Source organism: Geobacillus sp. 46C-IIa, assembly GCF_014679505.1.
GTDB lineage: Bacteria > Bacillota > Bacilli > Bacillales > Anoxybacillaceae > Geobacillus.
Window position 1 is genome coordinate 2,927,054 of record NZ_CP061474.1, and the last position, 21,317, is coordinate 2,948,370.

Below are 21,317 nucleotides of genomic sequence, written 5' to 3' on the forward strand. Positions count from 1 at the left end.
AGTACTGAATGGTTTACCAAAACGAAAAAGGAGAGATTCTCATAGATGAAGCTCGGTGCCCGCATTTTTAAAACGGGGATCGCCGTGGCGCTCGCCTTGTTTTTAGCGGCGCTGTTTCACTTTCCGTCACCGGTGTTTGCCGGCATTTCCGCTGTATTTGCCATGCAGCCAACCATTTATCGTTCCTATTTATCGCTAATCGAACAAGTGCAGGCGAACGTAATCGGCGCCTTGTTCGCGATTGCCGCGGTTCTTATCCTCGGCCGTGACCCGCTGATCGTCGGTTTGACGCTTATGATCGTCATCGCCCTTTGCCTAAAGATGCGTCTTGAATCGTCGACGATTTCAGTGGCGCTTGTAACCGTCATCGCCATTATGGAATATACAGAACGCCAGTTTATCGAATTTGCGGCCATCCGCTTTTTAACAATCATGCTCGGCATTTTCGCCGCCTTTCTCGTCAACTTCATTTTCTTGCCGCCAAAATATGAAAAAAAGCTGTATGAAAAAATCAGCGGCGAGACGGAAGCCATTTTAAAATGGATTCGCCTGCATAAGCAGCAGGCAGCAGACCATCATCATTTAAAAGAGGAGATCGAAACGCTGCACGAGGAAATGACAAAACTCGAGCATCTTTATCTCATGTATAAGGAAGAGCGCACGTATTTCCGCCGCCAACGCTTCCAAAAATCGCGCAAGCTCGTCTTATACAGGCAAATGATTGCAGCAGCCGACCGGGCGCTGTCGGTATTAAAATGGCTTCATCGCCTCGAGAACGAGCTCGGACGTCTGCCCGCTGAGCTCCGCCAAGCCATCTGCTTGCATCTCAGCCACTTGCTTGACTATCACGAACAGCTATTGCTGAAGTTTATCCATAAGGCCAAATCGCTCCCTCATAACAAGAGGGCCGAGGAAATGTACCGCCAGCGTGAACGGCTCGCGACGGTCTTTTACTCCGGGGGACAACCGCCCGCCGAGTACCGGTTGTTCTCCTTGATCGGAGCCGTCATCGATTACGGAGACCGGCTTGAGCATTTGGATAAGTTAATTGACAGCTTTCACCATTATCATTACGATGAAGAGCTGACAAAACAGCTCGAAAAGTCAACAGGCGGCCGCGCATAGCGGACCGCCTGTTTTAGCTTTTCATCCGCGGGTCAAGCGCATCGCGCAGTCCGTCCCCCATTAAGTTAAAACCAAGCACGGTTAACATAATCGCCAACCCTGGAAAAATCATCGTCCACGGTGCTTGCGTTAAAAAATCTTTCGCATCGGACAACATTTTCCCCCATTCCGGGTTCGGCGGCTGTGCTCCCAACCCCAAAAAGCCAAGCGCCGCCGCTTCGATAATGGCGGTAGCGATCGCCAACGTCCCTTGAACAATAATTGGCGCTAGACTATTGGGCAAAATATGGTGAAACAAAATGCGCCAATCGCTCATACCGATCGCTTTCGCCGCCATAATGTATTCCTCTTGCTTAATGCTCAACACGCGGGAACGGATTAAGCGGCCGAAGTTCGGCACATTAATCACAGCAATGGCAATAAGAGCGTTTTGCAAAGACGGGCCGAGCACTGCGACGATGCCGATTGCCAATAAAATGCTTGGAAATGCCAGCATAATATCAAATAACCGCGAAATAATTCCATCGATCCATCGGCCATAGTAACCAGCGATAATGCCAAGCAATGAGCCGACAACAATCGACCCGAGTACAGAGAAAAACCCGACCCATAACGAAATGCGCGCTCCATAAATCACACGGGAAAAAATGTCGCGGCCAAAATCATCCGTTCCAAACCAGTGTTCGCCAGAAGGTGGTTGCAGCCGCTCGGCCAATTGCTGTTCTTTATAGTCATACGGTGCCAGCCAAGGCGCCAAGATGGCGATCACAATAAAAAATAAGACAATCCCTGCCCCAACAAGAGCGATTTTATTTTTTCGAAACCGCTGCCAAGCTTCCCCCCATAACGAACCCGTTTTCTCTTCCCCAATCACTGTCGGCGGCGTTGCCGGTGTGCGCGCCAATTCAGCCATACGCGCCTCCTCCTCTCCCTAATGGTACTTGATGCGCGGGTCAATTGCCGCGTAAAGTAAGTCGACGATTAAGTTAATGAAAATAAAAATAGCGGCGATAATCAAAATTCCCGATTGAATTACCGGATAATCTCGATAGCCGATAGCATCGTAAATATACCGACCAATGCCAGGCCAGCTGAAAATCGTTTCCGTCAAAATCGCCCCGCCAAGCAACAGTCCTGTTTGCAAGCCAATGACGGTCAACACAGGAATAATGGCGTTTTTTAACGAATGTTTGTACACAACCCAAAACATGCTTAACCCTTTCGCTCTTGCGGTGCGGACATAATCAGATTTCATCACTTCGAGCATGCTGGAGCGTGTCATGCGGGCGATAATCGCCATCGGGATTGTCGCCAAGGCCACACTTGGCAACACGAGATGTTGGATGACTTGCCAAAACTGCTCCGTATTTCCACTGAGCAACGTATCGATCAAATAGAGATGGGTGACTGGCTCGATTGGGTTGCGCACATCCTCCCGTCCTGACGTCGGCAGCCAGTCGAGCTGAATCGAAAACAGCCACTGCTCCATCAATCCAAGCCAAAAAATAGGCATCGAAACGCCAAGAAGCGCCAGCACCATCGCAATATAATCAAACCATGAGTTTTGAAACCACGCGCTAATAATGCCGGCGTTAACGCCGATAACAACAGCAATAATCATCGCTACTAGCGACAGCTCGATCGTCGCCGCTAAATACGGCCAAATTTCTTCAGCGATGGGAGCACCGGTGCGAATGGACTCGCCCAGGTCGCCGCGCAGCAACCCGCCAATATATTTGATATATTGGACATACCAAGGCTCATCCAGCCCAAGCTTATGCGTCAGGGCAGCCACCGCTTCCTTCGTCGCCTTTTGCCCTAAAATGACTTGTGCGGGGTTGCCAGGAATCGCTCGGATCATAAAAAAAACGACAAGTGACATACCAAATAACACAGGAATGATCATTAGCACCCTTCTTACTGTATACGACAGCACCCCAATCTTCCTCCCTTAACATGCGGTAAACAAAGAGGGGAAGACGCATCCCTTCCCCTCTCCCAACCGATTACTTAAATTCCACTTTGGTAAATTTGTCCGAGCCGGTCGGGTGCGGATGAAATCCTTGGATATTCGCCTTGCCGGCCAACAGCGGAGTCGAGTGAACGAGCGGAATCCATGGCGCCTCTTCTTTAATAATTTCCTGCGCCCGTTTATACAGTTCATTCCGTTTGTTTTCATCACTGATTGTTTGCGCCTCGACTAAAATGTTATGGAGCTCATCATTCGAAAAATACGTGTAGTTGTTGCTGCCAATGCTGTCTTTGTCAAGGAGCGCGTATAGGAAGTTATCCGCATCGCCGTTGTCGCCCGTCCAGCCGAGCAGGAAAGCATCCGCCTCCCCTTTGGCGAGCTTATCTAAATACGTCGCCCATTCATATGACACAATTTTCGCTTTCACACCGATTTTGGCGAAATTGGCTTGAATGGCTTCGGCAATTTTCTGCCCATCTGGCATATATGGACGCGGCACCGGCATCGCCCACAGTTCGATTTCAAAGCCATTCGGGTAGCCGGCCTCGGCGAGCAATTGTTTAGCCTTTTCCAGATCAAACGGATAGTCTTGAATGGCATCGTTATATCCCGGAATGCTCGGCGGCATCGGGTTTTTCGCCGGTTCCGCCTGTCCAGCATAAAACGCATCAATAATGGCCTGTTTGTCCACCGCGTAGTTCAGCGCTTGGCGAACCAACTTATTTTTCAGCGGCCCTCTCGTCGCCGTCAACCCGACATAGGCGACGTTCATCGACGGACGCTTAAAAATTTGAAACTCTTTGTTTCCTTCCACTTGTTTTAAATCCGTCGGATTCAAATCTTCCATGATATCGATTTCGCCTTTTAAGAGCGCGTTGAGACGCGCTGAGTTGTCGGGAATGGAAACGAAAATAACCTGGTTCAGCTTCGGATGGCCTTCTTCCCAATAATCTTTATTTTTCTCAAGCACGATCCGTTCGTTCCGTTTCCACTCTTTAAAGACAAACGGACCGGTGCCAACCGGATGTTCGCCGAACTTGTCCCCATATTTTTCGACCGCCGTCGGGCTGGCAATGGCAAACGGCGGCATGGCGATATTTTTCAAGAACGGCGCTTGCGGACGCTTCAACACAAACTGTACCGTATAGTCATCAAGCGCTTTCACCTCTTTAATGACGTGACTCTCATCATTTTTATAGCCGCCAAACATTGACCCATAGTACGGGAACGTGTCAGCGTTGCCGTTTGCCCAACGCTCAAAGTTGAATACAACTGCTTCTGCATTAAAATCAGTGCCATCATGAAACTTTACACCTTGCCGCAGCTTGAAGGTATACGTCAACCCATCCTCAGAAATCGTCCACTCCGTCGCTAACGCCGGCTTAACGGATGTGTCGTTGTCGTTGTAGTCAAGCAGTGTGTCAAAAATGTTTTTCGTGACTTTTAGCGATTCGCCATCCGTCACGGTCGCCGGGTCAAGCGATACCGAATCGCCGCCGCGACCATAGACAAGAGTGTCTTGGGCCGACGGTTTTTCGCTGCTGCCTCCCGCGCTTTCCTTCGACTTGCCGCAGCCGGCAAAGACAAGAACGGCGGCAAGCAACATGGCCAGCCAAGCAAACCATTTGTTTCTTCTCATCATTTCTCCCCCTCACTTAGTTTGTGTATCATCACACCGCCTGTCTATTCATTCGTATAAATGGCAGGCGACGTAATGTCCATTCGCTACTTCTTTTAGTTCTGGACGTCGCTCGCGACAAATGTTCATACAAGCCGAACAGCGTGTATGGAACGCACACCCTTGTGGCGGATTAGCCGGGCTCGGCAAATCGCCGGAGAGCAGCTGACGCTCCGTTTTATGGTCAGGATCGGGAATCGGCACAGAAGACAACAAGGCTTTCGTATATGGATGTTTCGGCGCTTCATATAGCGATTCGCTCTCCGCTAGTTCGACCATCCGACCTAAATACATGACGCCAACTCGGTCGCTAATATGCCGAACTACTCCTAGATCATGAGCAATGAAAATATATGTAAGAGAAAACTGTTTTTGTAAATCCTCAAGCAAATTAAGCACCTGTGCTTGAATCGATACATCGAGCGCTGAGACCGGTTCATCGGCAATGATCAACTTCGGATGGGTCATCAACGCCCGCGCGATGCCGATGCGCTGGCGCTGGCCGCCGCTAAATTGGTGCGGGTAGCGTTTTGCATGATACGAACCAAGTCCGACGACTTCAAGCATCTCCCGCACCCGCTGCTTTCGCTCTTCTTTCGACCCGATGCCATGAACAATCAATGGTTCCTCTAAAATTTTTTCCACCGTATGGCGCGGATTGAGGGAGGCAAACGGGTCTTGGAAAATCATTTGCATATCGCGCCGCAACCGACGCAGCTCAGCCTTCGATAAATCCTTCATCTCTTTTCCTTCGAACATGATCGAACCATCCGTCGGTTCAATAAGCCGCAAAAGCATTCGCCCTGTCGTCGACTTGCCGCAACCGGACTCGCCAACGATCCCAAGCGTTTCGCCGCGATATACAGTGAACGTCACATCATCGACCGCTTTTACCGTCCCGATTTGTTTGCCAAAAATGCCTCCAGTAATCGGAAAATATTTTTTAAGCCCTTTCACTTCGAGCAACGGCTCGCTCATCAACTCCCTCTCCCTTCCCTAACGCCAAAAAGCAACGAGTGCGATGACCTTGTTCACCAACTTCATACAGTTGTGGTTCCTCTTGACGGCAACGATCAAGCGCATATTCACACCGCTCGGCAAATCGGCAGCCACAGCGGACGGTCCCCGGCTTCGGCACTTGGCCTGGAATGGAGTACAGGCGCTCCTTTTTGCCGCGGATATCGGGAATCGAGCGGATCAAACCGGCGGTATACGGGTGCTGAGGCCGCCGAAAAATCGCCTGAACGCTTCCCTCTTCGACAATTTGGCCGGCATACATGACGATCACGCGGTCACATATTTCAGCGACAACGCCCAAATCGTGGGTGATCATCATAATCGCTGTGCCGAACGTCCGGTTTAATTCTTTCATCAATGCTAAAATTTGCGCTTGGATCGTCACGTCAAGCGCCGTCGTCGGCTCATCGGCGATCAAAAGCGCCGGCTGGCACGCCATTGCCATCGCAATCATAACGCGCTGGCGCATACCTCCCGATAACTGATGCGGATATTCATCCAGCGTTTGTTCAGCGCGCGGCAATCCGACAAGCTTGAGCATTTCCACCGCCCGTTCTCTCGCTTCTTTTTTCCTTATTTTTGTATGAAGACAAATCGCTTCTACTAATTGATTCCCGATTGTGAATAAAGGGTTTAACGAGGTCATGGGCTCTTGAAAAATCATGGCAATCTCATTTCCGCGAATTTGCTTCATCCTTCTCTCTGAGGCTTCAACTAAATTCTCACCTTTAAACCAAATTTCGCCGCCAACCACCTTGCCGATTCCTTTGGGCAATAATTTCATAATCGAAAGCGATGTGACGCTTTTTCCGCATCCAGACTCCCCGACGATGCCGAGCACTTCGCCCTCCCGAACAGAAAAATCGACGCCATCGACAGCGGGGATCTCCCCCTCATCCGTAAAAAAAGATGTCCGAAGCCCGCGAACTTCCAACAAAGGCCCTTCCATCATCGTCTTCACCCCCTCATCACCCCATTTCGTGAAACCTTTACCCTCTGAACAAAATTATGCCATGCATCATTCTATAAGACAATATAATATTATAAAAAATTAAAATTATTAAAAAACAAAAAGCAATATGAAAGCGACTTTACACGAGGTAAAGTCGCCTTTTTCATATTTTTTCAATAACATTAATACTTTTGTTTACTATAAGTGTTGAACCATAAACAACTGGTAATAGCTCCCTCGCTTCGCCATTAGTTCCTCATGCGTGCCGCTTTTGACAACTCGCCCGTTTTCGATGAACAAAATGCGGTCGGCATGGGTGATCGTCGACAGGCGATGGGCGACGACAAACGTCGTCCGGTTTTTCGCCAAACGCTCAAGCGCTTCTTGAATGTGATGCTCATTTTCCAAATCAAGCGCTGATGTCGCCTCATCAAAAATCAAAATCGGCGGGTTTTTCAAAAACACGCGGGCATTTGGCGTTCCAGCTTGTATGGATGAGCGCCTTCGTTAAAAAATGGCCGTTTTGCTTGGAAAAACGGCGCTGTTCCTCGTCTTCGATCGCAAAGCTTTTCACGATCGGCATCCCTTGCACCCGCTCGTGCAAATACGCCTGCAATTCGGCGAGCGCCTGCGAACGCTGGCGGGTGCGCTGACGCAGGCGGCCAAAAAAGTATTTGACCGCAAACGCGTAAAGCGGCAGCGTACTGACGGAAATAAGCGTCATCTTGACATCCATGTTCACCATAATCGCCAAGGCGATCAAAATCGTAGCCATATCGAGCCATAAATTCATCAACCCAGTGATGATAAACTCTTTTGTCTGCTCAACATCGTTAATGACGCGAGAGATCACCTCGCCCGTCCGGTGGTTCGCGTAATATGAAAAACTTAATTTTTGCATATGACGAAATAGTTGCTGGCGAATATCATACAGCACCTTGCTCGCTGTCCATTGCGCGAAATATTGCCGGTAATATTCCACAAACGGACGAATGACAAGAAAGACGATCAACATCAAAGCGAGCGCTTGCCAAAGACGTGTCGTTTTCTCTTCGAGTGACAGCGCGCCGTTGGCGATCACGTCGTCAACGACGAATTTCAACAGCAATGGAATAAGCAATGGAATAGAAAATTTGATGATGCCAACGGCCATTGTTACAACGATATGCCAACGGTACGGGCGGACGAACTGCCAATAACGCCGGATGCTGCCCATGGTGTCCCCCCTAAAAACGCAGAAAAAACCTGCCAGCGGTGCCGAACAGGCTTTTTTCATGCCGCTATTTTTGGTACGCCTGAAACGTTCCGTACCATTTGTCAATAAACTCGGGCGCGAACGGCCCTTTCCGCTCTTGAATCCAGCCGATGAGCTTTTGGACGTTGTTTTTTAAAATGCGGTCGATCACATCCGGGTAACTCATCTCACGGCGATGCCGCTCGTATTCGTCTTCATCAAGAAGCATGTACGTCATATCAGGGAACACTTTAATATCCAAATCGTAATCGATATATTTCAGCGCCTCATCATCCCAGACAAACGGCGAGCTTACATTGCAATAATAATATACCCCGTCCTCGCGGATCATGGCGATGATGTTAAACCAATGCTTGGCGTGAAAAAAACAAATCGCCGGCTCGCGCGTCACCCACGTCCGGCCGTCCGCTTCCATGACAAGCGTTTTGTCGTTGCCGCCGATTACATACGCCGGTGTTCCTTTTAATACGACCGTCTCCTGCCAAATGCGGTGGATCGTCCCATTATGTTTGTAGCTATGGATTTGAATGATTTTCCCTTCCCGCGGGTATGCTGGCATCATTCTTCCCTACTTTCCGATGGGAGCTTCTTCTTTTTATTATACCTTTTTTGTTTCGCAAATGGAAAGAAAAGCGAGCCGCCTTGCCGAGGCGAAAGCGGCCTAGCGGTGCAGGGCTGGCGGGCGCGGCCCGCCTCAAGCGCTTGAGGACACCTGTCTCTCAAACACGCGGCGGATGGCTTCAACTTGCTGTTTCATTTGCCGTACTTCTTCGCGAAGAGCAGGGGTCGGCGCTTCGCGTTCGAGTTCCTGCAACTGACGGGCAATCTCCTGACAGCGCTCCATTTCATTCCATAAAAACAACGCTTCTTCCCAATCATCCACCCAAACCTGTTCCATGCTCTTGCGATTCTCCCTTCCCCTTTGCCATACAATCTGCTTTATCATTTCGCGGCCAAGCTTTTCAAATCCTTTCACTAATCATGTAGAACCATGACAGTTTTTGTCGACAAAAAAGCAGAGGCATGCTGCCTCTGCTTTTTGCCTTCCCTATCTGGCCTGTTGCCCGCGCTCTTTTGACAACGTTTGCTGCTATGAGCGGTCAGTGGCGCCGGCCATTCATAATGCCTGGTTACTGATTAACATTTTGCGCTTTGCGCGCCTCTGCTTGAGCGTTTTGTTGTTTAACATGTTGCACATTCGTCTCAGCCGCAAACTCAGTGCCAAATTGGCCAGCTTGATTAGCTTGAGCAGCTTGAGCCGATTGTGCATTTTTTTGTCGCACTTCTTGAATGTTCGTGCCAGCGAATGTTTTGTTCGGTTGTTTGGCCATTGTTCTCACCTCCACGTGCTTTACTATGCCCTGGAGGTGACCGTTCTATCCGTCAACATTATAAAAGTAAAGATCTTCCGCCATCGACAATGATCGTCTGTCCGCGGATCATCTCGGCGGCGTCAGACAATAAAAACAAAACGGTGTTGACAATGTCTTCCGGTTTCACCAAACGGCCAGCCGGTGTATGGGCCGCCGCGTCGGCAAGCAACTGTTCGCGGTTCGGAAAATATTTCAGCGCTTCCGTGTCCACCGCTCCGCCGGAAACGGCGTTGACGGCGATATGTTTTGGCGCCAGCTCGACGGCCAAGTAGCGCGTCAGAGCCTCGAGCGCCGCCTTCGAAACGCCGACCGCCGTGTAGTTTTCCAAATAGCGGATCGACCCGAGCGAGCTGATGCTGACGATTTTTCCACCGCCGGATTTTTCCATCCGCTTCGCTGCCTCTTGGGCGCAAAATAAAAGCGCTTTGCTGTTGATATTCATCGTCCAGTTCCAATGCGTTTCCTCGAGCTCTAACGCCGGTCGCAATACGCCGGAGGCAGCGTTGTTCACGAGCACATCAACCCGCCCGAATACTTCATCAATGCGGGCGAACATGGCGCGAATTTTCTCGACATCGCCGACATTGGCTTTGACAATAAGCGCTTTTCTTCCGAGCGCTTCAATTTCACGCGCTGTTTCTTCGGCAGCTGTTTTGCTGCGGGCATAGTTGACGACAATATCATATCCTTCCTCAGCCAGCCGCAAAGCGATCGCTTTGCCGATGCCGCGGCTGCTTCCCGTGACGACCGCCACTTTTCCACTCATGTTTTTCCGCTCCTTTACGTATAATATAGCCGAATTCCGCAAACAAAGGAGGCGCAGCCTATGTATGTCGGCCGCGATATGACCGAACTGTCGATGATTCCAAAAACAGAATGGACCGATGACGAACTCGCTTATTTTCACCATTCGTTCCAGCAAATTGCTCCGTATTTAAACGTCGAAGGGCAAACGATCCACCGCGAAATTATTGAAGAAATCGAAGCGCGCGGCGGCCTTGGGCGCCGCGAAGCAACGTACACACACGGCACGATGCCGGTGCCCGATTAACGCAGGCGGCGCGCTTCGCCTGCGCGCTCTTGATATTCGCGCCAAATGCGTTGGTGCGACACAGGAAAGGCGTATGCGTCTAGCTCCCTCGCTGACACTAATCGATACGGTTCGCCCAGCCGCTCGCCGTCAAGCAACTGGCCACTAAACACCGTCAGCTTCCAAATCAAATGGGAAAACACGTGATCAAACGAAGCCAGCGGCTCTCCGAGCTTGATCTTAAGACCATGCTCGTTCAAAAATACCTTCTCCAATTTCTCTTTTTCACCTTCGCCATTCATTTCACAGCCCGGAAATTCCCATAAGTTCGCAAGCAGACCGGTATGGCCGCGCTTGCGAATAAGAATGCGTCCTTCTTCGTCAGCGAGCACAGCAACCGCAAGCGGCACTTGTTTCACCGCTGTTTTTTTCGTTTTCACCGGCAATTCCTCCGGCACACCTTCCGCGAACGCCCGGCAATGGGCTTGCACCGGACAAAGAAGGCACGAGGGGCGGCGCGGTGTACAAACAAGGGCGCCAAGCTCAATCAATGCTTCATTGAATGCCCCCGGATGTTCATACGCCATAATCTCACGGACGATCTGTTCGAATCGCTTTCGCGTCGACGCCTTGGCAATGTCATCCGTCAACAAAAACAAACGCGACAACACGCGCATCACGTTGCCATCGACCGCCGGCTCCGGCACGCCGTAGGCGAGGCTCAGCACCGCGCCGACCGTATACGGGCCGACTCCTTTCAGTTTGGCAAACTCATCCGGGCGATCCGGCACTTTCCCCCCATAATGCTCCTTCACTTCTTTTACCGCCGCATGCAAGTTGCGCACACGCGAATAATAACCGAGCCCTTCCCACGCCTTCAGCACTTCGTCCTCATCGGCGCCAGCGAGCGCCTCTAGCGTCGGAAATTGCTCAATAAACTTTTCGAAATACGGAATGACCGTCTCGACGCGCGTCTGCTGCAACATGACTTCTGACACCCACACTTTATACGGATCGCGGTCTTTTCGCCACGGCAGGTCGCGGCGCTCACGGGCAAACCAATCGAGCAAATCGCGCTGAAACTCGCGGGCAGGAAACCGCTCTGTCCACGTTGTCATCTTCGTTTTGTCCCCCATGATGCCTATTGTCCACCCCATTATACCAAAAAACCCCCAGCGTGGCTTGCCGCACGCCAGGGGGAAATAAAAGGAAATCGTTCTCAACTTTCCTTTGCCGCCGAAACATAGGCGATTTGTTCATGTTGGGCGCGCAATCGGCGAATATCGATGCGCACGAGCATCGAGATAATGAAAGCGATGACAAACAAACCTCCAAAAAAGGCCAAACTCCCTTCATAAGAGCCGGTCGTGTCTTTAATGTACGCAGCAAACATCGGTCCGACAAGACCGGCGGCAGCCCAAGCCGTCAGAATATAACCGTGGATGGCACCGAGTTGCTTTGTTCCAAACAAATCGCCGATGTACGCGGGGATACAGGCAAATCCGCCGCCATAACACGTATACACAATCGTCAGCATCACAATAAACAACCATTTCATGGACACATTCGGCAACAGGAAGAAAATCAAGATTTGCAAAACGAAAAACGCCGTATACGTATTTGGACGACCAATATAATCAGAAGCCGACGCCCAGCCGATGCGTCCTAACCCGTTAAACACTCCGATGGCGCCAACTAATGCCGCCGCGGCTGTTTGGCTGATGCCAATGCTTTCTACTGCCAGTGGTTTCGCCACTGCCAAAACGGCAATGCCACATGTCACGTTAATAAAAAGCATGAACCATAAATACCAAAAACGTCTTGTTTTAACCGCCTCATTGGCCGTCAACTGCGCCAAATCAAGCGAAGGTTTGGCTTTTCCGGCCTTCACTTTTTCCTGAAATCCTTCCGGCAGCCATCCTTCCGGTGGTTTTTCTAAATAAAGCGAGGATAACACCATAATAGCGAAGTATGTAATCCCCAAAATAAAAAATGTATTCTGAACACCTACGGATGCAATTAAGCTGTTCATGACGGGACTCGCAATGGCCGCCGCAAACCCGAACCCCATAATCGCCAGCCCCGTAGCCAAACCGCGCCGGTCTGGAAACCATTTAACAAGCGTAGACACAGGCGCAATATACCCGACGCCAAGCCCGATCCCGCCTAAAACGCCATAAAACAGATACAGAAGATACTTAGAACCGAGAGCAACAGCCAATCCAGAACCAGTCACCCCGAGGCCAAAAAAGATGGCAGCCAATAGCCCCGATTTCCGCGGTCCGTGCTTCTCCACAAAATGACCGAGGAACGCAGCCGATAATCCTAAAAATAAGATGGCAATGCTGAAGGTGAGCGCCACTTCCTGGTCCGACCATCCAAACAATTGTTTTAATGGATTGGTAAAATTGCTCCAGGCGTAAACAGATCCGATCGAAATATGGATGCCGACAGCAGATAAAGCAATAAGCCATCGGTTTTTCATGTCTCCCTTCTCCCCTTTCATCCAATTATAATTCGACTTTCATACGTATACACATTAAACGCTTGCCCGCGCAAAAAGCCGACAACGGTAATGCCGAGTTCTTCCGCCAAATCTAGGGCCAGCGTCGTCGGCGCCGATTTCGACAGCAGAATGCTTACGCCCATTTTCGCCGCCTTCAAGAGCACTTCCGACGAGACGCGGCCGCTGAATACAATCAGCTTGTCTTTCATCGCCACTTGATGGCGCAGGCAGTAGCCGTACAACTTATCAAGCGCGTTATGGCGTCCGATGTCGGAGCGGATGACAACAATCCCGTCCGGCGTGGCGAGCGCTGCGTTATGAAGGCCACCGGTTGCCGCAAAATCGATCGACTGTTCGTGCAGCGCTTTCATTAAGCGCAGACAGTCATTGGCTTTAGCAGTGATGCCGCCAACGATCGTTTTGGCGGTTTTCGCATCATTGTAAAAATAAAATTGCCGACTTTTTCCGCAGCACGAGCCGATGAATCGCTTCGCATAAAACTGCTTGGCCGGCAGTCCGCCTGCGGCGAGTTCGACGTACGCAAACCCCCGCTCCCCGTCCACCGTCATCGCTTTGATGTCTCTATACGTCCGAATGGCCCCTTCCGCAGCTAAAAATCCGACCACCAGTTCATCAAGATGCCCGGGAGTGCAAACGATCGTCGCAAACTCCTCACCATTGACCGTTATTGTCAACGGAAACTCAAGCGCGATCTCGTCCTCTTCCTCAACCAAGCGCCCGTTCCTGTATTTGGCAATCGGCCGCCGTTTCGCCGCAAACCCGCCCACTTCACATCCCCCCTTTTTCGCCAAAATAAAAACGCCGCCTTCCGGACAAAGGCACCGTTTGCCCCTGTCAGCGAAAAGCGGCGGTAGTTTGCGCCCAGCACTTCTGCAGCGAAACCAACGCACATCCGTTTCTGAAACCTGCCAACCAACTGAACAACATCTGTTAGCCGGCCAAGCTTCTCCTATTTTCACCTTGCCTACACTCATAAGCATACCATGAACAGCTGTGAAACACAACCGTTTTGTTCACAAATTTGTCACAATTCAATCGGCTTTTCAAACACAAACACAGAAACGGCCATATCTTCTTCAATTTTAATATCACTGAACAAATGAAGCAGTTTCGAACCGACGAGCTCTTCCATGCCATCCGGCACATGCTGGGCATACACATCTTGAATCATTTTCGTTCTTGCCGCATGCACCATCTCCCGTCCTTCCGGCGTGCGGGCGATAAATTTCTCCGTCGGCGTTAAATTTCCGTGCAAAATCGTAATCGCCAAGTTGTCGACAAAATATGTTTTAATCCGTTCCGGCCCTTTGCCAAACAGCTGTTTACGCACTTTGCGCACAATATCATTAAAGGCGGCTTCCTTTTTCGACATCCCCATCTCTCCTTTCGCCAACGTTTGAAAAACTTCCTATCCATCCATTGTGTTCTACGTTTCGCCATACTATAATAAACTATAGCAAATGTATACATAGTGGAAAAATAATAAGGGTCTCCTTGTTATTTTTCTACGACTCTAGCAAACATTGGATTGGTTGTTTAGTATCGCTGTGCTAAAGAACTACTCCACCACGATGAAGCACGAATCTCATCGTTGGTGGAGTTTTTATTTTGCAAAGGAGGAGCGATGATGGAAGCACCAATGGTGACGGTTACCATCAACGGACGCACGTACCGCGCCAAACAAGGGATGACGATTTTAGAAACCGTCAACGAGCACGGGCTTTCGCACCCGCAAGTTTGTTACACGCCGGAGCTTGGCGCCATTCAGACGTGTGATACGTGCATCGCTGAAGTCAACGGCACGCTTCTTCGCGCCTGTTCGACGCTAGTGGAAGACGGCATGGTCGTCGAGCTCAGCTCACCGCGGGCGAAAGCGGCGCAAAAAGAAGCGATGGACCGCCTTTTGGAAAACCACCTTTTATACTGTACGGTGTGTGATAACAACAACGGCAACTGCAAGCTGCACAACACAGCGGAAATGATGCAAATCGAACATCAAACATATCCGTACCGTCCGAAAGTCCACCCATCCGAGGTGGATATGTCGCACCCGTTCTACCGCTATGACCCGAACCAATGCATCGCCTGTGGGCAGTGTGTTGAGGCATGCCAAAACTTGCAAGTAAACGAAACGCTCTCGATTGACTGGGAAGCAGAACGGCCGCGCGTCGTTTGGGATGGCGGCGTGCCGATCAACGAATCGTCGTGCGTCAGCTGCGGGCACTGTGTCACCGTTTGCCCGTGCAACGCCTTAATGGAAAAATCGATGCTTGGCGAAGCCGGGTTTATGACCGGCTTGGATCAAGAAGTGCTGAGCCCAATGATCGACTTTGTCAAAGAAGTCGAGCCAAATTACACGAGCATTTTCGCCATTTCTGAAATTGAGGCGGCGATGCGCGAACAGCGGATCAAAAAGACGAAAACGGTCTGCACGTTCTGCGGCGTCGGCTGTTCGTTTGAAGTGTGGACGAAAGGGCGCAAGATTTTAAAAATCCAGCCTGTTTCCGAAGCGCCGGTCAACGCGATTTCCACATGCGTCAAAGGAAAATTCGGCTGGGATTTTGTCAACAGCGAAGAGCGCCTGACGAAACCGCTCATCCGTAAAGGCGACGTGTTCGTCGAGTCGACATGGGAAGAAGCGCTCGATCTAGTGGCCAAAAAACTTGGCGCCATTAAGCAACAATACGGCGGCAATGCCATTGGCTTCATTTCCTCATCGAAAATTTCCAACGAGGAAAACTATTTAATGCAAAAGTTGGCGCGGCAAGTATTTGAAACGAACAACGTCGACAACTGTTCGCGCTATTGCCAATCGCCAGCGACGGACGGCTTGTTCCGCACGGTCGGCATGGGCGGCGATTCCGGCACGATTCATGACATCGCTTCCGCCGGCTTGGTCATCATCATCGGCGCCAACCCTGCCGAGGGGCATCCGGTGATTGCGACCCGCGTCAAACGGGCGCATAAGCTGTTCGGCCAAAAACTGATCGTCGCCGACTTGCGCCGCAACGAAATGGCTGAGCGGGCCGATTTGTTCATCCGCCCGAAACAAGGCACCGACCAAGTGTGGCTGATGGCGGTAACGAAATACATCATCGACCAAGGCTGGCACGATGAAGCGTTCATTCGCGAACGCGTCCATTTCTTTGATGAATTCCGACAGCTGCTCGAAAAATATACGCTCGACTATGCCGAACAAACAACCGGCATCGCCAAAGCCGATCTCATCCGCATTGCCGAAATGATTCACGAAGCGGACGGCACATGCGTCCTTTGGGGCATGGGCGTGACGCAAAATACGGGCGGCAGCGACACATCGGCAGCGATTTCCAATTTGCTGCTTGCAACCGGCAACTACGGGCGTCCGGGCGCCGGTGCGTTCCCATTGCGCGGCCATAACAACGTCCAAGGCGCCTGTGACATGGGATCGCTTCCTTCCTGGCTGCCTGGCTACCAACATGTGACCGATGACGCGGCGCGCGCGAAATTTGAAAAAGCGTACGGCGTCCGCATCGATGCAAAGCCGGGCCTTGACAACATTCAAATGCTTGAAGCGGCTGAACGCGGCGAGCTAAAAGCGATGTATATCGTCGGCGAAGACATGGCGCTTGTCGACTGCAACGCCAACCATGTGCAAGAGACGTTGGCGAAACTCGACTTTGTCGTCGTCCAAGACATTTTCTTATCCAAAACGGCGCAATTTGCTGATGTGATCTTGCCGGCGGCGCCGAACTTGGAGAAAGAAGGAACATTCACGAACACCGAACGCCGCATCCAACGGTTTTACCAAGCGCTTGAGCCGCTTGGCGACTCCAAACCGGATTGGTGGATTATCCAAGAAATTGCCAAACGGCTTGGCGCCGATTGGAATTACACCGGCCCGAGTGAAGTGATGGATGAAGTCGCCAGCCTCGCCCCGCTCTATTCGCAGGCGCATTACGACCGGCTCGAGGGCTGGAACAGCTTATGCTGGGGCAGCTATGACGGCGCTGATACGCCGCTTCTGTACAAAGAGCGGTTTAACTTCCCGGACGGCAAAGCCCGCTTTGCGCTGGCCGATTGGGTCAAACCGGTGCAATACCCGGAAGAGTACGATTTGCTCGTCAACAACGGCCGGCTGCTTGAGCACTTCCACGAAGGAAACTTGACGTACAAATCAAAAGGCATCCAGCGCAAGTTTCCGGACATTTTCGTTGAAGTGTCGCCGGAACTCGCCAACGAGCGCGGCATTAGCGACGGGGCGCTTGTCCGGCTCATCTCCCCGTACGGCCGCGTCAAAGTGCGCGTGCTCGTCACCGACCGGGTCAGAGGCAATGAGCTGTTCTTGCCGATGCACTCAACGGCCAATGAGAGCGCCATTAACATTTTGACCGGTCCGCAAACCGACCATCGCACGAATACGCCGGCGTATAAACAAGCCCGCGTGCGTATGGAAGTGCTTGAACGGTCGGGAGAAACGCCGCTGCCGCGCACAAACCCGCGCTTTAAACAGCGTCATCCGCAAAACGGCGTCGAGGTCGAGCGGAAATGGCAACGCCGCGATTACGTGCCGCTCACGGAAGCGGAAAAGGGGGTGAAAATCGGTGGCTAAACCGATTACCGCCATTCAAAAACGCCAGATGACCGAGGAAGAAAAGCGGGCCGAAGCGCTGGCGAAACTAAAAGCGGCCGTCGGCGACAGCGAAGAAGCAGTCCGCGAGCTCTTGACGCTCATCGAGCAGCTGCATGAAAGCGGCCTGCTTGAGGCCGCCAACGCCCTATTAAATGCGCGGGAAGACGTAGCGAAAATCGTCGTCGGCCAGCTCAACCAAAAGCCGGTGACAACGATGGTGAACCACGCGTTCGCCTTGGCCGGCCTCGCCGCCTCGCTCGACCCTGAGCGGACGGCCAAGCTGCTTGAACATATCGCCTCCGGTGCCATCGAGGCATACGAAGAGACCTCGGTCGAACCGAAAAAGGTCGGACTGTTCGACTTGTTTAAGGCGCTCAACGACCCGGATATCAATCGCGCCGTCCACTTCTTCCTGTCCGCACTTAAGGCGATCGGCCAACGGCTTAGAAATGACAGCTGACCGGTTGAGCGGCGGACAACATAGCGGCGAACAAATAGGCCGCTGAAAGAATGGACAGCAACCCGATCAACGAGCAGAAACGAGCGAGGCGCCCCGCCAGGTGCGGGGCGCTTTTCGCTTAGTTAAAGCCGTCCGCTCAAGCATTTTCCCTTCCCTCCGGATGTCCGCAGCAACAATCGATGTCAATTTAGTCATTCTGCCCCTCGCTAGCAGGCGGCATCATGTGGTACACTAGCCATACCATTATTTACTCCGCCGCCCGCCCTTCCACCCTTCAACAGGACGGTTATTGACCGGACTCCGGGCGGGATATACTAACAAACGACGCTGATAAAGGAGGCGCCTTGACGTTGGATACAGGCACACACGTTTTAATGGGAGTGGCGCTCGGCAGTCTTGCCTCGCTTGATCCCGCCATCGCCCACGACCCGCTCTTATCCCACGCCGTACTGATCGGCGCACTCGCCGGCTCGCAAGTGCCGGATATCGATACGATTTTAAAGTTGCGCAATAACGCCAAATATATTCGCAACCACCGCGGCGTGACTCACTCGATTCCCGCCGTCATTCTTTGGCCGCTGTTGATCGTCGGCGTGATGATCGCCGTCTATCCGGATACGGATTGGCTCCGCGTTTGGCTTTGGACGTTCGCCGCCGTCGCTTTTCATGTGTTTGTCGATATTTTTAACGCTTACGGGACGCAAGCGTTGCGCCCGTTCACGAAAAAATGGATCGCCCTTGGCGTCGTTCATACGTTTGATCCAATCATTTTTGCGCTCCATTTGCTCGGGATTGGCGGACTGTTTCTTGGCCTCCACCCCGGTTATACGTTTTTCGGCATCTATGTGCTCGTCGCCGCGTATTACGCGCTTCGCTTCCACCAACAGGCGAACATAAAACGGCTCGTCCGCGCCTCGATCGACGGCGTGACCGAGATCATCACCGTGCCGACGTGGCGGCCGCGCGAATGGCACTTAGCCATTTCAACAGACGACGAATTTTATGTCGCCCGCGCCAAACGCGGCCGCCTTTTCATTCTCGATCGTTTCCAAAAGCGGCCGCTTCCCGACCACCCGGTCATGAATGCGGCGAAACGCGATGAAAATGTCGCCGCTTTTTTATCCTTCTCCCCAGTATATCGGTGGGAAATGAACGAGTATGACGACTATTACGAAGTGCGCTTTACCGACTTGCGCTACCGGAGCAAAGGATATTATCCGTTCGTTGCTGTCGTTCAGCTTGACCGCAACCTCCGCATTGTCAGCTCATACACCGGATGGATTTTCAGCGAAGGAAGGCTGCGAAAAAAACTGGAGCTCGCTCCAAACTGACAATGGCCGCCAGCGCCTGTGTTTGTCCCAACAAATTGCATACATAAGCGCGCCCGGTGATCCCATAATAAAAATACGTGTTGGCCATCCAACACGAGCACGCCATAAGGAGGGAATGTGCCATGCGGAATAAGGAGCACAACTTCCCGAATCAAAACAACAACAAGTTCGAAGGCGAGCCGCGCGCTAAAGCCGAGTATGCGTCAAAACGGGCTGACGGCACGATCAACACCCACCCGCAAGAACGGATGCGCGCCTCGGGTGAACGAAGCGACTTCTTTTAATCGTGAACAAAACCGCGGGAGCATGGCGCCATCTGCCATGTTCCCCGGCATATTCCGCAGCGAGGTGAACAGTCATGGGTCACCATCGGCGCAAGGCGTTTTATGACAACTTTTACTCCAATCCGTTTCAGCAGCCATGGGCCAACCCGAAGCATGCCCACTCGCAAGTAAACGGCGAAACGCAGCAAACGCTCGACCTCATCATTTTAGAGCGGCAGACGCGCAAGCAGTCATAGTCGAAAAAACCTAGGGGATTGCCCCTAGGTTTTTTCTTTCGAACCTCAGCCTGCCTTCCATGCCGCCTGCCGACCAGCAATAGCAGAAGAGGCGCGCTTTCGAGCGCCAACCCTCCCGCATGTCTCCGAGCCGATCAAACGGTATTTCTCCCCTTACGGCAAGTTTGGCTTTCGCAGCAACGAGATCGGCAGCGCTTCCTCCTCTCCGTTTCCTTTCAGCCGCCATCCCCAAGCAAACACCCCTTTTAAATAGCGCACTTTAAAATACTCCCCCGGCGCCCCTTCGATTTCATAGATCTCCCCAGGCTGAAAATCGGCTGGATTCATCATATACGCTCTCGCCATAGCGATTTTCCGCTCATAAACGGCGTATTCGTTCACCATGCCCATCTGTTCCGCCCTGCGCGCTTTTTCCGTTAAGACGGCGATTTCTTGCTGCAGTTCTTCTTTTGTCATTTCGCTATACCGTTTTTGTTCCTCTTTAAGCATGTTGGACCATCTCCCTTTTTTCTTTTTTCAACGGTGAAACAACGCCTTTTTCAGCTTTTTGGTTGCGGCGGTCACCGGTCATCATCTTGCCTGCGCAGCCATTCGTCGATCAAAGCAAGCGAAAACCCCTTCCGGTAAAGAGCTTGGCGCATTTTTTGCTCATAAAGCGGGCGCGGGTGATGCGCATAGCGGCGATGAATCTTTTCTGCCTGAATGTGCAGCGCCTCCCGCTCTTCCTCCTCGGTGCGGCCCCTCTCATCCGCTAGGACGACGGCGGCGACTTCAGGCGAAAACCCTCTGCGCACCAGCTGCTGCTTTACTCTCTCCAAAAAGGCGCGAGTCGACTCCGCCCGCCGTTGTTTTTTCGCTTTTTCGTAAAGCAAGCGGGCCGCCGCAACTTGTTCGCTAAACGAGTATTCGGCTAAACTTTGTTCAATCGCAGACGCGGGCACGCCAAGCCGCTCAAGTTCGGCTCGGATGAGGCGCGGGCCTTTGGCAGATGTGTTTTTTTGCGTGCGCACGTAAGCGGCAGCGAACGCCTCATCATCGACATACCGCTCGGCGCGAAGTTTCCTGAGCACTTCCTCAATGACCGGGTCGGCGACGCCTTTTTTTCTTAAGTGCCCAATCATTTCATGCTCCGAGCGCATCCGATGCGCCAAAAAATAGAGCGCTTGCTGGTACGCTTTTTTTACCCCATCGGCATAGACGATATCGCGAAGAAGGGCGTCATCGATGATCATCCCTTTTTTCAAACGGAACTCGAGCAAGACATCTTGGTCGACCGTCAGTTTTAACGGCGGCTCATCATCGCGGTGAATGACGATCGTAAACCGCTCGGCGTTTTCCTTTGTCACGGCAATGTCGACAATCGTCCCCATCTTTCGTTCCTCCTCTCCTTTATCTTACCATAGAGAGGAATTCCCGACATAAATGGCGAAATGGAAAGAGAACGTGTTTCCGGCGTTCAATCATT

The 21,317-nt window shown here is 51.7% G+C and carries 22 protein-coding genes and 1 pseudogene; 7 read left to right on the forward strand and 16 right to left on the reverse strand.

Annotated features, from left to right (window positions below; translation table 11 throughout):
- Positions 1 to 45: 45 nt before the first annotated feature.
- Positions 46 to 1,125: an FUSC family protein gene (locus IC803_RS14740; protein WP_081210802.1), complete on the forward strand. Its 1,080-nt coding sequence runs from the start codon at positions 46 to 48 to the stop codon at positions 1,123 to 1,125.
- Positions 1,126 to 1,138: 13 nt separating this feature from the next.
- Here IC803_RS14740 and nikC read toward each other — a convergent pair whose 3' ends face one another.
- The 10 genes and pseudogenes from nikC to fabL form a co-directional block, all read right to left on the reverse strand.
- A complete protein-coding gene (nikC, locus tag IC803_RS14745) occupies positions 1,139 to 2,038 on the reverse strand; it encodes a nickel transporter permease (RefSeq protein WP_081210804.1) in 900 nt (299 codons plus the stop codon).
- Positions 2,039 to 2,056: 18 nt separating this feature from the next.
- Positions 2,057 to 3,061, reverse strand: a complete 1,005-nt coding sequence (locus tag IC803_RS14750; RefSeq protein WP_081210806.1) for an ABC transporter permease — start codon at positions 3,059 to 3,061, stop codon at positions 2,057 to 2,059.
- Between the two features lie 70 nt (positions 3,062 to 3,131).
- The gene (locus tag IC803_RS14755; protein ID WP_081210808.1) at positions 3,132 to 4,736 is read right to left on the reverse strand and encodes an ABC transporter substrate-binding protein; all 1,605 of its coding nucleotides are present in this window, start codon (positions 4,734 to 4,736) and stop codon (positions 3,132 to 3,134) included.
- A gap of 48 nt (positions 4,737 to 4,784) precedes the next feature.
- Positions 4,785 to 5,753, reverse strand: coding sequence for an ABC transporter ATP-binding protein (locus IC803_RS14760; protein WP_081210810.1), 969 nt, complete (start codon positions 5,751 to 5,753; stop codon positions 4,785 to 4,787).
- Positions 5,719 to 6,741 (reverse strand): ABC transporter ATP-binding protein, encoded by a 1,023-nt coding sequence (locus IC803_RS14765; protein ID WP_081210878.1) that lies wholly within the window; start codon positions 6,739 to 6,741, stop codon positions 5,719 to 5,721. Before IC803_RS14765 ends, IC803_RS14760 begins: the two co-directional genes overlap by 35 nt.
- Before the next feature lie 201 nt (positions 6,742 to 6,942).
- Positions 6,943 to 7,960, reverse strand: a pseudogene (locus IC803_RS14770) (ABC transporter transmembrane domain-containing protein).
- A 64-nt stretch (positions 7,961 to 8,024) separates the two neighbouring features.
- Positions 8,025 to 8,558, reverse strand: coding sequence for a nucleoside tri-diphosphate phosphatase (locus tag IC803_RS14775; protein ID WP_081210812.1), 534 nt, complete (start codon positions 8,556 to 8,558; stop codon positions 8,025 to 8,027).
- Between the two features lie 135 nt (positions 8,559 to 8,693).
- Positions 8,694 to 8,897 (reverse strand): YgaB family protein, encoded by a 204-nt coding sequence (locus tag IC803_RS14780; RefSeq protein WP_223811985.1) that lies wholly within the window; start codon positions 8,895 to 8,897, stop codon positions 8,694 to 8,696.
- Positions 8,898 to 9,129: 232 nt separating this feature from the next.
- Entirely contained in the window at positions 9,130 to 9,330 is a 201-nt protein-coding gene (locus IC803_RS14785) for a gamma-type small acid-soluble spore protein (protein ID WP_081210814.1), read from the reverse strand.
- Between the two features lie 58 nt (positions 9,331 to 9,388).
- A complete protein-coding gene (gene fabL / locus IC803_RS14790) occupies positions 9,389 to 10,138 on the reverse strand; it encodes an enoyl-[acyl-carrier-protein] reductase FabL (protein ID WP_081210816.1) in 750 nt (249 codons plus the stop codon).
- A gap of 60 nt (positions 10,139 to 10,198) precedes the next feature.
- On the opposite strand from fabL, the gene IC803_RS14795 reads away from it, so the two are divergent.
- On the forward strand, positions 10,199 to 10,423 hold the full coding sequence (locus IC803_RS14795) for a hypothetical protein (RefSeq protein WP_011229968.1): 225 nt from the start codon (positions 10,199 to 10,201) through the stop codon (positions 10,421 to 10,423).
- Here IC803_RS14795 and mutY read toward each other — a convergent pair.
- The 4 genes from mutY to IC803_RS14815 form a co-directional block, all read right to left on the reverse strand.
- Entirely contained in the window at positions 10,420 to 11,520 is a 1,101-nt protein-coding gene (gene mutY / locus IC803_RS14800) for an A/G-specific adenine glycosylase (RefSeq protein WP_081210882.1), read from the reverse strand. The genes IC803_RS14795 and mutY overlap by 4 nt on opposite strands.
- A gap of 101 nt (positions 11,521 to 11,621) precedes the next feature.
- On the reverse strand, positions 11,622 to 12,887 hold the full coding sequence (locus IC803_RS14805; RefSeq protein ID WP_081210818.1) for an L-lactate MFS transporter: 1,266 nt from the start codon (positions 12,885 to 12,887) through the stop codon (positions 11,622 to 11,624).
- 17 nt (positions 12,888 to 12,904) lie between these two features.
- The gene (gene fdhD / locus IC803_RS14810) at positions 12,905 to 13,696 is read right to left on the reverse strand and encodes a formate dehydrogenase accessory sulfurtransferase FdhD (RefSeq protein WP_081210820.1); all 792 of its coding nucleotides are present in this window, start codon (positions 13,694 to 13,696) and stop codon (positions 12,905 to 12,907) included.
- 257 nt (positions 13,697 to 13,953) lie between these two features.
- Complete coding sequence (locus tag IC803_RS14815; protein WP_063166740.1) at positions 13,954 to 14,301, reverse strand: Na-translocating system protein MpsC family protein; 348 nt, start codon at positions 14,299 to 14,301, stop codon at positions 13,954 to 13,956.
- Between the two features lie 255 nt (positions 14,302 to 14,556).
- On the opposite strand from IC803_RS14815, the gene fdhF reads away from it, so the two are divergent.
- The 5 genes from fdhF (at position 14,557) to IC803_RS14840 (ending at position 19,852) form a co-directional block, all read left to right on the forward strand.
- Positions 14,557 to 17,520 (forward strand): formate dehydrogenase subunit alpha, encoded by a 2,964-nt coding sequence (gene fdhF / locus IC803_RS14820; RefSeq protein WP_081210822.1) that lies wholly within the window; start codon positions 14,557 to 14,559, stop codon positions 17,518 to 17,520.
- Positions 17,513 to 18,001: a helical membrane plugin domain-containing protein gene (locus tag IC803_RS14825; RefSeq protein WP_081210824.1), complete on the forward strand. Its 489-nt coding sequence runs from the start codon at positions 17,513 to 17,515 to the stop codon at positions 17,999 to 18,001. The genes fdhF and IC803_RS14825 overlap by 8 nt, the downstream gene beginning before the upstream one ends.
- A 350-nt stretch (positions 18,002 to 18,351) precedes the next feature.
- Entirely contained in the window at positions 18,352 to 19,332 is a 981-nt protein-coding gene (locus IC803_RS14830) for a metal-dependent hydrolase (RefSeq protein ID WP_081210884.1), read from the forward strand.
- 122 nt (positions 19,333 to 19,454) lie between these two features.
- Complete coding sequence (locus IC803_RS14835; protein ID WP_081210826.1) at positions 19,455 to 19,616, forward strand: small, acid-soluble spore protein K; 162 nt, start codon at positions 19,455 to 19,457, stop codon at positions 19,614 to 19,616.
- A 74-nt stretch (positions 19,617 to 19,690) separates the two neighbouring features.
- On the forward strand, positions 19,691 to 19,852 hold the full coding sequence (locus IC803_RS14840; RefSeq protein ID WP_020958680.1) for a YpzG family protein: 162 nt from the start codon (positions 19,691 to 19,693) through the stop codon (positions 19,850 to 19,852).
- Positions 19,853 to 20,005: 153 nt separating this feature from the next.
- Here IC803_RS14840 and IC803_RS14845 read toward each other — a convergent pair whose 3' ends face one another.
- Both IC803_RS14845 and recX read right to left on the reverse strand, forming a co-directional pair.
- Positions 20,006 to 20,341 (reverse strand): YfhH family protein, encoded by a 336-nt coding sequence (locus IC803_RS14845; protein ID WP_081210828.1) that lies wholly within the window; start codon positions 20,339 to 20,341, stop codon positions 20,006 to 20,008.
- Between the two features lie 71 nt (positions 20,342 to 20,412).
- Positions 20,413 to 21,222, reverse strand: a complete 810-nt coding sequence (gene recX, locus IC803_RS14850) for a recombination regulator RecX (protein ID WP_081210830.1) — start codon at positions 21,220 to 21,222, stop codon at positions 20,413 to 20,415.
- Between the last annotated feature and the right edge of the window lie 95 nt (positions 21,223 to 21,317).